Here is a 14,576-nt window from a genome sequence, read left to right as displayed (position 1 = left end):
TTCGGAGATGTCTCTTGAACCGTTTGCTCTCGTCTTCGGCCCTGTCTCTCGCCGCCGTTCTCATCGCTTTCCCGGTGCTGGCGCAGCCAGCGCCCGCACCATCCAGCCAAGCCGCGCCCTCGGGCCAAGAGCTGGCGGCGTCCGTCGCCGGGACCGAGGGCCAAGCCCTCGCGCCCAAGCTGCGGGAGATCGGCGCGGAGGGATCAAGCTCTCCTGCCACGCCGCCAGCCGTGCCGCAGGACTCATCGCCCTATCCCAACAATCAGGTGAGTTCGGCGCCCTACATCTCGCCCAATGGCGGCGAGGAGGGTCTGAAAGCCTCGGTGCGCGCGCTTCAGAACACGCTGACGGAACTGCAGGCCCTGCAACTCCAGACCAAGCAGGCGCACTGGAACGTGTCCGGCCCGTTCTTCTATCCCCTGCATGAGCAACTCGACGAGCAGCACACCGCCTGGGGCAAGATGGCCGATCTTGTGGCCGAGCGTCTGCTCGCCATCGGCGTCTCGTCGGACGGCCGCGCGACGACCATCGTCCAGACCTCTTCGCTGCCGGAGTTTCCGGGCGGCTTCATCGACGACGGCGAGGTCGTGCGCTGGTTCACCCTGGCCTACAAGCAGGTGGGCGAAGAGGTGCGCGGCGCGATCCGCGCGTCTGAGGAAAACGACCCGGAGACCTCCAACATCCTGCAGGAGGTGGAAGGGCAACTCGCCAAGTATCAGTGGATGATGCGCGCCTATGTGCAGACGACGCCGACCGACGCCAACAACGCGCAGCCGCTGAACACGGGTCGGTCGATCGATCTTCCCGCCAACCGCGAGCCGGTCCAACTGAATGGCGCGAACACGGGCGACACTCGCTCCGATGCCGCACCCAAGGCCGCGCCGCCGCAGCCCGGAATGCCAAAGCCCGGAATGCCGAAGCCGAACACGCCGCCGGCACCGCGCCCCTGAACCGACCCAGACAGGGCCGAGGCTTCGCCGCCTCGGCCCTCCATTCATTCTCCCGGCGCGGAGCCTTCGTTCCAAGGGTCCTTGCGGGGCTTGAGGCGGCCGAAATTGGCCTCCTGCGTGTCCTGGCCCGCTTCCACGATGGAGCGGCGGATGGCGCGGGTGCGCGTGAAGAGGTCGAACAGCGTGTCCCCGTCCGCCCAGCGGATGGCCCGCTGGAGCGAGGCTAGGTCTTCCGAAAAGCGCGCCAGCATTTCCAGAACCGCCTCGCGATTGTTCAGGAAGATGTCGCGCCACATGGTCGGGTCGGAGGCGGCGATGCGCGTGAAGTCTCGAAAGCCCGAAGCCGAGAACTTGATGACCTCGGATTGCGTCACCGTTTCCAGATCGGCGGCGGTGCCGACGATATTGTAGGCGATGAGATGGGGGACATGGCTGACGATGGCGAGCACGAGGTCATGATGCTCGGCCGTCATGGTCTCGACCATCGCGCCCGTCGCCTTCCAGAAGCGCACGAGGCGCTCGGTGGCGGCGGGGTCGGTGCCTTCGATCGGCGTCAGGATGGTCCAGCGGTTTTCGAACAGCTCCAGAAAGCCCGCGTCCGGGCCGGACTGTTCGGTTCCGGCGATCGGATGGCCGGGCACGAAATGGACATGATCCGGCAGATGCGGCTGCATGGCCGAGACGACTGCGGCCTTGACCGAGCCGACATCCGATACGATCGCGCCGGGCTTCAGATGCGGGCCGATGGCCGCTGCCGCCGCGCCGCAGGAGCCGACCGGCAGGCACAGGATCACGAGATCGGCGCCGGCCACGGCCTCGGCCGGATCGAGATGGTAGCTCGTGCCGAGCTTCAGCTCTTCGGCGCGCTTCAGCGTTTCGGGCCGGCGCGTGGCGATGGCGACCTCGCCGGCCAAGCCCCGGTCGCGGATATTGAGCGCGATGGAGGAGCCGATGAGGCCGATGCCGATCAGCGCGACCTTGTCGAAAAGCGGCGTGGTCATCGGCCCATGAACTCCTTCAGCGCGGCGAGAACGCCTTCGTTGGCCTCGGCCGAGCCGACCGTCATGCGCAGCGCATGGGGAAAGCCGTAGCCCGTGACGCGGCGCAGGATGAAGCCGCGCTCGGTCAGGAAAGCGTCGGCCTCGGCCGCCGTGCGCCCAGAATCCTGCGGAAAGTGGACGAGCACGAAATTGCCGACCGAGGGCGTCACGCGCAGGCCGAGCGCGGAGAGGCCCACGGTCAGTCGCTCCAGCCATTCATTGTTGTGCGCGACGGTCTTGTCGACATGGGCGCGGTCGCGAATGGCGGCGGCGCCGGCCGCGATGGCCATGGCGTTGAGGTTGAAGGGGCCGCGAATGCGGTCCAGCGCGTCCACGATGGCTTCGGGCGCATACATCCAGCCAATGCGCAGGCTGGCGAGGCCGTGGATCTTCGAGAAGGTGCGCGTCATCACGACATTCTCGTTCTCGGACACGAGTTCGAGGCCGGACGAATAGTCGTTTCGCCGGACATATTCCGCATAGGCCGCGTCGAGCACGAGAAGCACATGCGCGGGCAGAGCGGCATGAAGGCGGCGCACTTCGTCGGCCGGCAGATAGGTGCCGGTCGGATTGTTCGGGTTGGCGAGAAAGACGATCTTGGTGCGCTCGCTCACGCAGGCGAGGATCGCATCCACCTCCGCCCGCTCGTCCCACTCCTTAGCGACGACCGGCACCGCGCCCGCCGCGCGGATATAGATGTCATAGACGAGGAAGCCGTGCTCGGTGTGAACGGCCTCATCGCCGGGCGACAGGAAGCCCTGCGCGAGCAGGCCGAGCAGTTCGTCCGAGCCGTTGCCGCAAAGGATGTTGGCGGGGTTCAACCCATGCACCTCGCCGATCGCCTGACGCAGCGCGTTCGCCTGCCCGTCCGGGTAGAGTTCCAGATGGGTCGCCACTTCGGCGAGCGCCGCCTGCACGGCGGGCGAAGCGCCGAAAGGCGTCTCGTTGGAGGAAAGCTTGTGCAGCTTCACGCCTTCGGGGGCGCGGCTCTTGCCCGGCACATAGGCGTGGATATCCAGAACGCCGGGCTTGGGAACGGGACGCGCGCGCTGTTCGGACATGGGAAACGAGCCTGCAAGGTTGGCGAAAATCGTTGGGGGTCGCATAGACCCGCCACGCCGCCTTGTCGAGCGCAGGAGCCCGCGCGGGCCGAAACGTCAGGGCGCAGGGGAGGGCGCGCGCAAGATTGTTGCCTTCGCGCCCGGCAGTCGATAGCACAGGTCATGTCCATCATCGCCGATCCTGTCACCGGGGAAAACCTCGGCATTCGCGAGGCCCGCCAGCCCTCGTCCAAGGTCGCCTATTTCGGCGAAAACGAGCCGCTGCGCCTCGATGCCGGGCGCACGCTGTCTCCCTTTCACATCGCCTACGAGACCTATGGCGAGCTGAACGCCGACAAGTCCAACGCGATCTATGTCTGCCATGCGCTGACGGGCGATCAGTATGCCGCCAGCCCCAATCCTGTGACCGGCAAGCCCGGCTGGTGGTCCACGCTGATCGGGCCAGGCAAGCCGATCGACACGGATCGCTTCTTCGTCGTCTGTTCCAATGTCATCGGCTCCTGCATGGGCTCGACCGGCCCGGCCTCGGTCGATCTCTCGACCGGCCTGCCCTACGCGCTCGATCTGCCCGTTCTCACCATCCCAGACATGGTGCGTGCGCAGGCCATGCTGATGGATCGGCTCGGCATCGGCCAGCTCTTCGCCGTGATCGGCGGCTCGATGGGTGGGATGCAGTGCCTGCAATGGACGGTGGCTTATCCCGAGCGCGTCTTCGCGGCGCTGCCGATCGCCACCGGCGCGCGCCATTCCTCGCAGAACATCGCCTTTCACGAGGTCGGCCGGCAGGCCGTCATGGCCGATCCCGATTGGCGCGGCGGGCATTATCTTCAATACGGCACGCGCCCTCACAAGGGGCTCGCCGTCGCGCGCATGGCCGCGCATGTGACCTATCTCTCGGAAGCGGCGCTGCATCGCAAATTCGGCCGCAACCTCCAGGATCGCGAAAAGCTCGGCTTCGGCTTCGAGGCCGATTTCCAGATCGAGAGCTATCTGCGCCACCAAGGTATGAGTTTCGTCGATCGCTTCGATGCCAATGCCTATCTCTATCTCACCCGCGCGATGGATTATTTCGACATCGCGGGCGAGCATGGGGGCAGGCTGGCCGAGGCTTTCCGGGGTGCCAAGACGCGCTTCTGCCTCGTGTCCTTCTCGTCCGACTGGCTGTTCCCGACCAGCGAAAGCCGGACCATCGTCCATGCGCTGAACGCCAATGCCGCCTCCGTCTCCTTCGTGGAGATCGAGACCGACAAGGGCCACGACGCTTTTCTTCTCGACGAGCCGGAATTCACCGGCGCGGTGCAGGGCTTCGTCTCCTCCGCCGCCAAGGCCCGAGGCCTTCTGCCATGAGCGTGACCGCCGCCCCTGTTCCGACCACGGCCGAGGTCGCGGAGGCGCCCAGCCGGCGCGTCGATCTCGAACTCATCGCCGATCTTGTCGCGCGCGGTAGCCGCGTGCTCGATATCGGCTGCGGCGACGGCTCGCTGATGGAAATTCTCCAGAGCCGGCGCGGCGTGGATGTGCGCGGCATCGAACTGTCGCAGCCCGGCGTCAACGAATGCGTGCGGCGCGGCCTGTCGGTGATCCAGGGCGACGCCGACCGCGATCTCGTCCATTATCCCGACGGGGCTTTCGACTATGCCATCCTGTCGCAGACCATCCAGGCGACGGACAATCCCAAGCTCGTCCTCTCCGAGCTTTTGCGGATCGGCCGGCGCGCGGTCGTCTCCTTCCCGAATTTCGGCCATTGGTCGGTGCGCTCCTCCCTGTTCTTCAAGGGGCGGATGCCGGTGACCAAAAGTCTGTCCTATTCCTGGTACGACACGCCCAACATCCATTTCTGCACGATCCGCGATTTCGTGGACCTCGCGCGCGAAGTGGGCGCCGAGGTCGAAACCGCCGTCGCGCTCAACGCTTCGGGCGAGCGGCTGGGCGTGCGGATGCCCTGGTGGCTGTGGAACCTGTTCGGCCAGCAGGCGGTGTTCGTCTTGAAGCGGTGAGGGGAAGCCATCCTTCTCCATAAGGACGAGACAGGGAAATGCATCAGCCCGCGACGGTTTGATCGAGCGTTTCCGTGTCTCGTTCCTCTGCCAGCCGTGCCAGTCGGGCGAGGTGGAAATCGTTCATCCGGTCTTCGTAGCCCAGAAGTTCTCCCTCGCGCCGCTCGGTCTCGACCGACCAAATCCGGTCGATGAACATCGCGTCGTGCAGGGCGATCAACTCGTCGATTCGCCACTCTTCGGCGGGTAGAGCAAAGTAGATGCGGTGCATTCTCCACGGGAGTCGCGGTCTCGGGTCCAGGCAGCAGTCCCGCCGAACGAGACGGCCGGCTGCGACATGGCGGTCGAACCGCCTGAGATAGCGAACCAACACGGGCGAGAGGGCATCCAACGCGTCTCCGAAGAAGGCGGCGGGCTTGATGCCGGCCAGCATAAGGCCGAGTTCGCGGTTCGTATGCAGGAGATAAGGATACTGCGTCTGTATGTCGGAGAGCGTGCGCATGGAGAGCTTTCTCGTCTCGCAGGCCAAACGCAGAACTACCATTCCGGGGCCGCGCGGCCTTCTCTATGGGCCACGCATGTCGCCTCGATAACGTGAGCCTGTTACAGCCCCACCATCTTCAAGCTCGCCTCGCCATAGCGCTCGCCGCTGACTTTGCCGGGGGCGAAGGTCTCGCTGAGTTCGGCAAGATCGTCTGCGGACAGCGTGACGTTCACCGAGTCGGTGTTCTCTTCCAGATACTTCATGCGCTTGGTGCCGGGGATGGGCACGATGTCCTCTCCCTGTGCCAGAACCCAGGCAAGCGCGACCTGCGAGGGGCGGGCGGCGTGGCGCTCGGCAATGCCTTCGACCGTGCGCAGGAGCTGGCGGTTCTTCTCGATATTGCCTTCGGCAAAGCGCGGCGCGGTGCGGCGATAGTCATCCTCGGGGATCGCCTCGCGCGTGGGGAAACGCCCCGTCAGGAAGCCGCGCCCGAGCGGGGAATAGGGCACGAAGCCGATGCCGAGTTCACGCAGGACCGGAAGAATTTCCTCTTCCGGGTCGCGGCTCCAGAGGGAATATTCGGTCTGGAGCGCGGCGATGGGCCAGGTCGCGTGGGCGCGGCGGATCGTCTGCGGGCCGGCTTCCGACAGGCCGAGAAAGCCGATCTTGCCCTCTTCCACCAGCCGGCTCATCTCGCCCACCGTGTCCTCGATCGGAACGTTCGGATCGACCCGGTGCTGGTAGTAGAGATCGATCCGCTCCACGCCGAGGCGCTGGAGGCTGGCGTCGCAGGCCTTGCGCACATAGTCCGGCCGGCCGTTGATGCCGAGCCGCTCGCCCGTCGGCGCGCGCATATGGCCGAACTTGGTGGCGAGGATGACGCTGTCTCGCCGGCCCTTCAGCGCGCGGCCGACCAACTCCTCATTATGGCCGACGCCATACATGTCCGCCGTGTCGATGAACGTGACGCCGAGATCGAGCGCCCGGTGGATGACGTTGAGCGACTCGGCATCGTCGCCCTCGCCGTAGAATTCCGACATGCCCATGCAGCCGAGGCCGAGAGCGGAGACCGTGAGGTCGGGGCCGAGCTTGCGCTGTTCCATAAAAATGTCTCCGTGAGGGCTGGAAGGAAAACTCGTGTCAGCGGTGAAGGGCGGGCGCGCCATGCGGCAGGAGAACCGGGCGCAGGCGGCGCAGACGCTGCTTCTCGCGATGCGTGACGGGAATGCCGCGATACACAAGCTTCGTCGCCTCCAAGATGATGGCGCCGCAGAAGATCGGCCAGCCGCGCCGCCCCATCCGCTCCCAGAGCGGCGCGATGTTGAGAAGACCGGCGCGGCGAAAGGGCGGGAAGTGCAGCGCGTCGGAAAAGCCCGAGGGCGTGAACATGGTCTCGCGCAGGAGCTGCGTCGCCTGGGTCCGCGACCAGGGCCGGCCCGAGCCGAAAGGCGTGTGCTCGAAGCGGGTCCAGACGCCGCGCCGGCTCGGCAAAACCAGAACCAGCCGCCCGCCGGGCGCCAAGACCCGCCAGGCTTCGCCCAGCATCTCCGTCGGACTTTCGGCAAATTCCAGCGCATGGACCATGAGGATGCGGTCGATGCAGGCGTCACCCAGCGGCAGCTCGGCCGGATGGACGAGGGCGGTCAGCGAGGGCTGATGCACCGGCCAGTTCACCGCGCCTTGGGCGGCGGGCATGAAGGCGAGGCGGCGCTCCGAATCGGTGGCCAGCTTGTCGAGATAGGGAATGGCATAGCCGATGCCGACCAGCCGCTCCTGCGGGATCGGCTTCCAGATCGGACCTAAGGCCATCGCGACCGAGCGCACGGCGGCCTCGCCGAGGCGGGTGGCATAGAAGTCCCGCAATTCGGTGATGTCGGCGTTCAATCGCAGGCTCGCGGCTGTTGCACTTCGTGTCCGACCCTAACGCAATGCGCGCGCCTTCGCACCGCTGTTTTGTTGCTGGGCCGCGATGCCCTATCTCTGGCGGCATAAGAGCGCCTAACAAAACCTCGGGGGTCGGCTGGCCGGGTCTTTTTGCCAACCACTTTGTCGCGAATGCTCGCCGATGCCGCCGGCATCGACTGCGCTTCGCTCCGCGTGGATTGACAAAAATCCCTCGGCCAGCCTCCGCCCAGAGGTTTTGTTAGGCGCTCTAAGCCGCGAAACGAGGGAGAGCGCATTGGCCGCTTCGATCCGACAATTCACCTGCCGCCGGGACAATTTCGGCGTTCTCCTGCATGATCAGGACAGCGGCATCACGCTGTCGATCGACGCGCCGGAAGAAGGGCCGATCCTGCGCGCGCTCGAGCAGGAAGGCTGGCGGCTGACCCATATCCTGACGACGCATCACCATGACGACCATGTGAGCGCCAACGAGGCGCTGAAGGCGCGGTTCGGTTGCGAGATCATCGGCCCTGCGGACGAGGCGGCGCGCATTCCGGGGCTCGACCGACCTGTGCGTGGGGGCGATCGCTTCGCGCTGGGGCGCATCCAGGTGGAGGTCATCGACACGCCCGGCCACACGGCGGGCGAGATTTCCTATTTCCTGCCGGGGGAAAAGGCGCTCTTTGCCGCCGACGCCCTATTCTCGCTCGGTTGCGGCCGGCTTTTCGAGGGGACCCCCGCGCAGATGTGGGAGAGCCTCCAGCGCCTGCGCGCGCTGCCCGACGACACGATGCTCTATTGCGGCCATGAATACACCGCGACCAACGCCCGCTTTGCCGTGGATGTCGATCCCGGCAATCTCCTGTTGCAGGAGCGGGTGAAGGAGGTCGAGGCGCTGCGCGTCGAGCACCGCGCGACGCTGCCCGTCGCGCTCGGGCGCGAGAAGAAGACCAACCCGTTCCTGCGGGCGGACGATCCCGAGTTGGCGGTGGCCTTCGGCATGGAAGGCGGAGATCCCGTCGCGATCTTCGCGGCGCTGCGCGAGAAGAGGAACGGATATTGAGGGCGCGGGACGTCGTCGCCCGGCTGGGGCTCCAGCCCCATCCCGAAGGCGGCTGGTATCGCGAGACCTTCCGGGACGAGGCGGTGGACGGGGAGGGGCGTTCGCGCTCCACCGCGATCCTTTATCTCCTCGACACCGGCGAAACCTCGGAATGGCATCGCGTGACGGATGCGGCCGAGACCTGGCACTGGCACGCCGGCGCGCCGCTCGCTCTCACGCTCTCGCCCAACGGGCATGACGCGTCCTCGCATCGGCTCGGGCCGAACATCCTGATCGGCGAGACGCCGCAACTAACCGTTCCCGCCGGCTGCTGGCAGACGGCGACGAGTCTCGGCGAATGGACGCTGGTCGGCTGCACCGTCGCGCCCGGCTTCCGTTTCGAGAGCTTCGAGATGGCCCCGAAGGACTGGCGCCCCATTCCGCGCCCGGCGCGGGGCGGGTAACCGAGCCGGCCTCAACTCGTCACATGGTATCGCGCGGCCGGCTTGTCGCGCGAGGCGTTGGCCGAGAGCTGCTGCTCGGCCGCGACATAGGCGTCCCAGTCTTTGATATCAGGCACGGAGGGGATGCAGACGGGCTCGCCGAGCTCCAGCGCGCGCAGCGAGGCGGTGACGAGATCGTCCGCCGACATGACGCGCTCGGGCGGAAAGCGCGAAAGATCGTTGCCGGCGACGCGGTGGAAGTCCGTCGCGATGACGCCGGGCACCAGAAGCTGAACGCGGATGCCCGTGCCCTCGGCTTCGGCTTGGAGGGTGCGGGTGAAGCCCGTGACGAAATTCTTGGACGCGCCATAGGCCGAGTTGCCGGGCAGTTGCATGAACATGGTGCCAGATGAAATCTGGATGATCGTGCCTCGGTTCTCCACGCGCATCCGCGCCATGGCCGCGTCCGTCAGATGGGCGAGGGCGACGACATTGAGCTGGATCATCCGGTCGAAGGCGGCCAGATCCATTTCGCCGATCTGACCGCGCGCGGCAAAGCCGGCATTGTTGACGAGCATGGTGACGAAGCTGCCTTGGCGCAGGCGCTCCGCCACGCGCGACAGGCCCTCGTCCGATTCGAGGTCCGCCGGCAGAACCTCGACCGTCGTGTGATGCGTGGCTTCGATCTCGCTCTTCAACGCCTCCAGCGCCTCGCGCCGACGCGCGACCGCCAGGATGTCGTATCCCGTGGAGGCGAGATGCCGGACATAGGCCGTGCCGATGCCGGAAGAGGCTCCCGTGACGAGAGCGAGGGGGCGGGACGAAGCGGACATGGGCTGCCTTTCCTTGGGGGCGTGCAGCCGTGGAACTAGAGGTTAAGCGCTGTTCGTCAGCCGGCCATCGCGCAGCCGGGAAAACATCGGCAGCGCGGCCAGAACCGCGCCGAGCGTGATGAGACAGGCGGCGAGCGCCAGCGCCCATGTCGCCTGCGCCTCTCCGAACAGGATGAGGACCAGCGTCGAGAGAAGCGGTGCGGCATAGCTCGCCGCGCCCAGAAGCTGGATGTCGCCGCGCTTCACACCATAGTCCCAGACATAGAAGGCCGCGCCGACCGGCAGAAGGCCGAGAAGCACGACGGCGAGCCATTGGCCGCCGTCGGCCGGCCAGACGGTCGTCTCGAACATCCAATGCGCGGGCAAGGAGAGAAGTGCTGTCGCCGCGCAAAAGCCTGTCACGACATCGCTCGGCACATCACGGAAGCGGCGCGAGAGGAGCGAATAGCTCGACCATGTCAGCGCGCAAAGGCCGGCCAGCGCATAGCCGACCCCATGCCCGCCCTCGAAGGACAGGCCATCGCCCTTGCCGGCGATGATGAGGCCTGCTCCGGACAGGCCAAGCAGCGCGCCGACCAGATGAAACCAGCGCAGCTTCTCGCCCGGCAACATGGCCGAGCCCAAGACGATCAGAAGCGGCCAGAGATAGGCGATTAGGCTGGCTTCCGCAGCTGGCGCGCTGCGCAAGGCCGCGAAATAGAGCGCATGATAGCCGAACAAGCCGATGACGCCGAGCGCCCAGACGGCGGGCGGCTGGCGGAACACCGAAAGCGGCACGCCGCGCAGTTTCAGCGCGGCGAGACCGACCAGCGTTCCCAACCCAAAACACATGGCATTGAGCTGGAGCGGCGGCACGGCACCGCTGCGCGCCGTCAGCAGCGCCAAAAGCGACCACATCAAAATGGCCGAAAATCCCAGCGCCGTCGCCATCTCGCCCCTCCGTCAAACCGCCTCCACGATAGCAAGGGACGCGCGACGGAGCCAAGCGAGTTGTATCCTTGCGCGCGAAGGCAGCCGAACTCGCCTTATCGAGCCGAGAAGCGAAGGGTTGGAAACAGCCTGCGAGCGAGCGCCCGTCACCTGGCCTGTTGGGGCGCTCGCATCGGCTGTTCCGAAACCTGCCGACGAGATCTGGTGGGGTGGGCGGATCGAACTTTTCTGCCGGAGCCTTCGGCGCGTCGATGCTCGCTTATAAACGAGAACCCATCCGCCGCTTTCCGCTCGAAGCTTCTGCCTTGGACCCTCTGCCATTGGCAGCCGCATCCTTGCGTAGATCTTAGTCGCTGGCTTGCGATCATCGGCGGGGGATGCCGCATCACAGCCTCTCCGCACTCAAGTTCCTTGCTGGTCGATCGCTTGTATGACATTGGCGATCGGGTCTTTCAGTGGTGGAAAAAAAGGCTCCGCGCCGCCGCGAAAGAACGGCGCGGAGCCGCCGCGTCAATGCGCCAGCGCCTTTTCCAGCTCGGCCTTGCTCATCTTGGACCGGTTGGGAATGTCGCGCTTTCGGGCTTCCGCATAAAGCTCGGCCTTGGTGTGCTCCTTGCCGCCCTCATGGCCATCGCGATGGGCTGCGGTCTTCTTGGCGATGTCCTTGGGCTGGGCCGAATGCTGCTCGCCCTTCTTGGTGTCGGCGCGCTTCTTGTCGCTGGTCTTCTTGTATTCCTTGTCGGACAGCGCCTCGCGGGCCTTCTTGGGCAGATAGCGCTCACCCGTCTCGGCACTCTTCTTGCCGGACTTCGTGCCCCAGTCCTCGTCCTGCCATTGCTGAAGGCTGTTGTCCTTGGACTTCTCGCCTTTGAAGCCGCCGCCTTCCTTCTCGTATTCGGCGGTCGCCATCTGTGCCTTGCGCGCGGACCACTGGCCCGGCTTGCCGCCCTTGGCGCCCTTCGTGACCTTGTCCTTCACCTTTTCCCAAAGCTTCGGATCGGTATGCTCTGCCGTGCTGGCCATCGGATGCTCCCGTGGTTGCATTTCCTTTGGCCGTCCAACGATCGAAACCGCACCGGGATGCGAGGCCACCCTGCGGCACGCCGCCGCGAGGGGACCTATAGGCGAAGGCAGGCGACCTTTCAGGCGATCAGAGCGCTGAAATCCGCGATCGAACGATTCTCGAGCACGCCGTGCGTCAGGAAATGCTGAAGCGGTTCGACGCCGGCCTGAGCGACATCGGCATTGTCGGCGAGATATTTCGTCGTGTTGAAGGCGGCAGACGGGTTACGCCCCTCATGCCAGCCATTGGCCGCGTAATGCGCCAGCGGATCGATCTTGGCCGCGGCGACATCACTGTTTTGCTTCAGGTAGAAGCGTGTATCGAACAGAACATTGGGGTTGCGTCCCTCGCGCCACCCATAGGCCGAATAGTGCTGGTGAGGATCCGCATGGGCGGCCGCCACGTCGGGATTGGCCATGAGATAATAGGTGGCGTCGAAATCATCCGCATCGATATGCTGGCCGATGACCTTATAGCTCGCGCGCCCCTCTGCCTGACCGGCCGTGAGAAAGTGCTGAAGCGGATTGACGTGGGCTGCTGCGACGTCCGGGTTGAAATGGAGATAGAGGCGCGTGTCGAAATTCAGCGAGGGGTCGCGTCCCTCCGCCGCTCCGTTCTGCGCATAGTGATCCAGCGGGTTCACGCCCGCCTTCGCGACATCGGGGTTGGCAGAGAGATAGGCTTTCACATCGAAATAGGGATTGGGGTTGCGGCCCTCGCGAAAACCGCTGGCGTTGAAATGCGCGAGGGGATCGACCCCCGCCGCATAAACGTCGCGCTGCGTAGCGGCGTAATAGAACGGATCGAAGAGCGGATGGCCGGGGTCGAGTTGAACCGATCCGTCGGAAAACTGGAAATGCTCGACATTGGACACGACATCGCGAGCGCCCGCGCCGTTGCTCTCCAGCAGCAACACCGAACCGTCCATGCTGATCCGGTGGTCGTAGGAGGCAAGCGCATTCGCGAGGATCGTCGTGTCGTCGCCTGCGCCCCCATCCAGCGTGTCGTTTCCGCCGCCGCCGATCAGCGTGTCGTTGCCATCATTGCCGAAGAGCTGGTTGTCGGCCGCGTTGCCGGTGATCCTGTCGTTACCGGCGCCGCCGATCGCGTTCTCGATCGTGACGCCGACTGCGATGGACACATTGCCCACAAGGCCGCCGACATCCGAGAAGGCCCCCGCATGAAGGTCGATCGTCTGGTTCTGCTGATACAGGGAAAAGTCGAACGTGTCGTTCCCGCCTGCATCCCAAACGCAGAAGATCAGCTTTGAGGTCGCATCCGCCGCCGACAGGAAGTCCCGCCCGGTATTGGAGTGGAAGCCGTAGATGTCGTTGCCCGTACGCGTGGTGGAGTTGGCACCATACAACCGCTGGATCGCGGCGATGTCGTCCATCAAGGGCGCAGAGGCATCGGCTTCGCCAAACTGGCCGCCCGTATGCGCTTCCGACCAATAGCTCATGATCGTGTATTGACGCGAGTCCTCATAATACACGGCATCGGCCGCGTAGGTGAGGGGCGTGCTGTCGGTCGCATTATAGTCGCCGGGATGTTTGAGCCCCAGCGCATGGCCGATCTCATGCGCCAGAACTTGCCGGCCATAGCCGAGAAGCGTCGGGGCGGTGTTGTAGCTGTAGGTGGAATTGTACCAGCTGTCTCCAGCCACGTTCGATCGGCCCGACGGGTCGGGATAATAGGTGAAGCCGGCCGCTCCCGACATTCCCGACGCGTAATTGCCGAAGAGGATCTGCGCGTTGTCCTGGGCGCCGGCGCTTGTCGCCGCCCCGGGCGTCACCTGCTTGAAGGTGACATTCGCCACGTCGGCCCAGGATTGCAGGGCCAGTCGGGTTTGCGCGATCTGTTGATCATTGAAAGCGGAAAAGCCGCCCGTATCGACCGGCATCCTCGCGGGCGGGCTCGTGCGGAAATCATAGGTCACGACGGCCGACAGACCCAAAGTGGCTTGGCCCGAACCGTTCCATGTCAGATCGCCTCGGCCGATCTGAGCCGCAGCCTGGGCGACGGTGAAGGAGGGTTTGTTGTTGTAGGTGCCGCTGCCGCGCGCATCGCTGTTCAAGGCGGCTAGACCCTGTATCACCCCAGCGGCATCGTTCATGTGATGCAGGGGATTGCCGCAATAGATGCACATGGGACGGTTGGACTTTCGATACGATCAGAAAGACAGGTAGTCTGCAAAAAAACACGCGAGGCGTGTTGCGTCGACTCATCTGCTTCCGATTACATAGAGATAATTTCCTAAATATCGCGTTTGGCGTGTGGCTTGGGCAACATTGAGGCCGTGTGGATCGAAGATTTGGGTTAAAGACCTTTGGATCAGTCTCGAGGTTCAGCCCGACCTGAAGCTTGTCTCCTTTTGGAAGAACGCTTTACTCTCGACCCAAAAGGTCAAGATTCGAGGTCAATCCATGCGGCGGCGTTTCATTCAGTGCGATGTGTTTTCTCCGCTGGCGGCGCAGGGCAATGGCTTGGCGGTGGTGCTCGACGGGGAGGGGCTGTCGGAGGAGGAGATGGCCCGCTTCGCGCGCTGGACGAATCTGGCCGAGACGACCTTTCTTCTGCCGCCGACCGAGCCTGCCGCCGATTATCGCCTGCGCATTTTCACCACGACGCGTGAACTTCCCTTTGCGGGGCATCCGACGCTCGGCAGCTGCATGAGCTGGCTTCATGCGGGCGGCGTGCCCAAGGAACCGGGCCTCGTGCGGCAGGAATGCGCGGTGGGCGTGGTTGAGGTCGACGTGGCGGGCGCGCGCCCGGCCTTCGTCGCGCCGCCGACGCGCATCGAGCCGCTGGCGCCGGACCGGCTCGAATCGGCCGCCCGCGCGCTGCGGATC

General features: G+C 65.1%; 15 protein-coding genes. 6 read left to right on the top strand and 9 right to left on the bottom strand.

The features are described 5' to 3' along the window. Positions 1–14 precede the first annotated feature (14 nt). Positions 15–950 (top strand): Dps family protein, encoded by a 936-nt coding sequence (locus AUL28_RS10195; protein WP_082640382.1) that lies wholly within the window; start codon positions 15–17, stop codon positions 948–950. Between the two features lie 44 nt (positions 951–994). Here AUL28_RS10195 and AUL28_RS10190 read toward each other — a convergent pair whose 3' ends face one another. Together AUL28_RS10190 and hisC are read right to left on the bottom strand one after the other, a co-directional pair. Further along, a complete protein-coding gene (locus AUL28_RS10190; RefSeq protein ID WP_062232114.1) occupies positions 995–1,951 on the bottom strand; it encodes a prephenate/arogenate dehydrogenase family protein in 957 nt (318 codons plus the stop codon). After that, on the bottom strand, positions 1,948–3,051 hold the full coding sequence (gene hisC, locus AUL28_RS10185) for a histidinol-phosphate transaminase (RefSeq protein ID WP_062232112.1): 1,104 nt from the start codon (positions 3,049–3,051) through the stop codon (positions 1,948–1,950). Before hisC ends, AUL28_RS10190 begins: the two co-directional genes overlap by 4 nt. A gap of 162 nt (positions 3,052–3,213) precedes the next feature. Between hisC and metX the strand changes: the two genes are divergently transcribed. After that, positions 3,214–4,398: a homoserine O-acetyltransferase MetX gene (gene metX, locus AUL28_RS10180; protein WP_062232110.1), complete on the top strand. Its 1,185-nt coding sequence runs from the start codon at positions 3,214–3,216 to the stop codon at positions 4,396–4,398. Next, positions 4,395–5,048 carry a methionine biosynthesis protein MetW gene (metW, locus tag AUL28_RS10175; RefSeq protein ID WP_058634846.1) on the top strand — a complete coding sequence of 218 codons (654 nt, stop codon included), beginning with the start codon at positions 4,395–4,397 and terminating at the stop codon, positions 5,046–5,048. Before metX ends, metW begins: the two co-directional genes overlap by 4 nt. A gap of 43 nt (positions 5,049–5,091) precedes the next feature. Here metW and AUL28_RS10170 read toward each other — a convergent pair whose 3' ends face one another. The 3 genes from AUL28_RS10170 to AUL28_RS10160 all read right to left on the bottom strand — a co-directional run bounded on the left by AUL28_RS10170 (position 5,092) and on the right by AUL28_RS10160 (position 7,416). Next, positions 5,092–5,550 carry a hypothetical protein gene (locus AUL28_RS10170; protein WP_156419952.1) on the bottom strand — a complete coding sequence of 153 codons (459 nt, stop codon included), beginning with the start codon at positions 5,548–5,550 and terminating at the stop codon, positions 5,092–5,094. A 101-nt stretch (positions 5,551–5,651) separates the two neighbouring features. Then, positions 5,652–6,635 (bottom strand): aldo/keto reductase, encoded by a 984-nt coding sequence (locus AUL28_RS10165; RefSeq protein WP_062232108.1) that lies wholly within the window; start codon positions 6,633–6,635, stop codon positions 5,652–5,654. A 37-nt stretch (positions 6,636–6,672) separates the two neighbouring features. After that, the gene (locus AUL28_RS10160; protein ID WP_058598623.1) at positions 6,673–7,416 is read right to left on the bottom strand and encodes a class I SAM-dependent methyltransferase; all 744 of its coding nucleotides are present in this window, start codon (positions 7,414–7,416) and stop codon (positions 6,673–6,675) included. Between the two features lie 295 nt (positions 7,417–7,711). Between AUL28_RS10160 and gloB the strand changes: the two genes are divergently transcribed. Continuing rightward, entirely contained in the window at positions 7,712–8,479 is a 768-nt protein-coding gene (gene gloB, locus AUL28_RS10155) for a hydroxyacylglutathione hydrolase (protein WP_062232106.1), read from the top strand. Further along, positions 8,476–8,922, top strand: coding sequence for a cupin domain-containing protein (locus AUL28_RS10150; RefSeq protein ID WP_062232104.1), 447 nt, complete (start codon positions 8,476–8,478; stop codon positions 8,920–8,922). The genes gloB and AUL28_RS10150 overlap by 4 nt, the downstream gene beginning before the upstream one ends. An 11-nt stretch (positions 8,923–8,933) precedes the next feature. Here AUL28_RS10150 and AUL28_RS10145 read toward each other — a convergent pair whose 3' ends face one another. From AUL28_RS10145 to AUL28_RS10130, 4 genes are all read right to left on the bottom strand, one after another. Further along, on the bottom strand, positions 8,934–9,734 hold the full coding sequence (locus tag AUL28_RS10145; protein ID WP_062232102.1) for an SDR family NAD(P)-dependent oxidoreductase: 801 nt from the start codon (positions 9,732–9,734) through the stop codon (positions 8,934–8,936). A gap of 42 nt (positions 9,735–9,776) precedes the next feature. Then, complete coding sequence (yddG, locus tag AUL28_RS10140) at positions 9,777–10,664, bottom strand: aromatic amino acid exporter YddG (RefSeq protein ID WP_058634853.1); 888 nt, start codon at positions 10,662–10,664, stop codon at positions 9,777–9,779. A gap of 510 nt (positions 10,665–11,174) precedes the next feature. Further along, complete coding sequence (locus tag AUL28_RS10135) at positions 11,175–11,687, bottom strand: hypothetical protein (RefSeq protein ID WP_062232100.1); 513 nt, start codon at positions 11,685–11,687, stop codon at positions 11,175–11,177. A 119-nt stretch (positions 11,688–11,806) separates the two neighbouring features. Further along, positions 11,807–13,873, bottom strand: a complete 2,067-nt coding sequence (locus AUL28_RS10130) for a M10 family metallopeptidase C-terminal domain-containing protein (RefSeq protein ID WP_062232099.1) — start codon at positions 13,871–13,873, stop codon at positions 11,807–11,809. Between the two features lie 277 nt (positions 13,874–14,150). On the opposite strand from AUL28_RS10130, the gene AUL28_RS10125 reads away from it, so the two are divergent. Next, the coding region (locus AUL28_RS10125) for a PhzF family phenazine biosynthesis protein (protein WP_156419951.1) at positions 14,151–14,576 on the top strand (426 nt) is incomplete at its 3' end.

This window comes from Aureimonas sp. N4 (genome assembly GCF_001463925.1).
GTDB classification, from domain to species: domain Bacteria; phylum Pseudomonadota; class Alphaproteobacteria; order Rhizobiales; family Rhizobiaceae; genus Aureimonas; species Aureimonas ureilytica_A.
This window is presented reverse-complemented; position numbering and strand designations above follow the sequence as displayed.

What these genes read in the sequence shown, in the direction of transcription:
- AUL28_RS10190 (WP_062232114.1), bottom strand. Translation starts at nt 1,951, where the DNA reads ATGACCACGCCGCTTTTCGACAAGGTCGCGCTGATCGGCATCGGCCTC.
- hisC (WP_062232112.1), bottom strand. Translation starts at nt 3,051, where the DNA reads ATGTCCGAACAGCGCGCGCGTCCCGTTCCCAAGCCCGGCGTTCTGGAT.
- metX (WP_062232110.1), top strand. Translation starts at nt 3,214, where the DNA reads ATGTCCATCATCGCCGATCCTGTCACCGGGGAAAACCTCGGCATTCGC.
- metW (WP_058634846.1), top strand. Translation starts at nt 4,395, where the DNA reads ATGAGCGTGACCGCCGCCCCTGTTCCGACCACGGCCGAGGTCGCGGAG.
- AUL28_RS10170 (WP_156419952.1), bottom strand. Translation starts at nt 5,550, where the DNA reads ATGCGCACGCTCTCCGACATACAGACGCAGTATCCTTATCTCCTGCAT.
- AUL28_RS10165 (WP_062232108.1), bottom strand. Translation starts at nt 6,635, where the DNA reads ATGGAACAGCGCAAGCTCGGCCCCGACCTCACGGTCTCCGCTCTCGGC.
- AUL28_RS10145 (WP_062232102.1), bottom strand. Translation starts at nt 9,734, where the DNA reads ATGTCCGCTTCGTCCCGCCCCCTCGCTCTCGTCACGGGAGCCTCTTCC.
- yddG (WP_058634853.1), bottom strand. Translation starts at nt 10,664, where the DNA reads ATGGCGACGGCGCTGGGATTTTCGGCCATTTTGATGTGGTCGCTTTTG.
- AUL28_RS10135 (WP_062232100.1), bottom strand. Translation starts at nt 11,687, where the DNA reads ATGGCCAGCACGGCAGAGCATACCGATCCGAAGCTTTGGGAAAAGGTG.
- AUL28_RS10130 (WP_062232099.1), bottom strand. Translation starts at nt 13,873, where the DNA reads ATGTGCATCTATTGCGGCAATCCCCTGCATCACATGAACGATGCCGCT.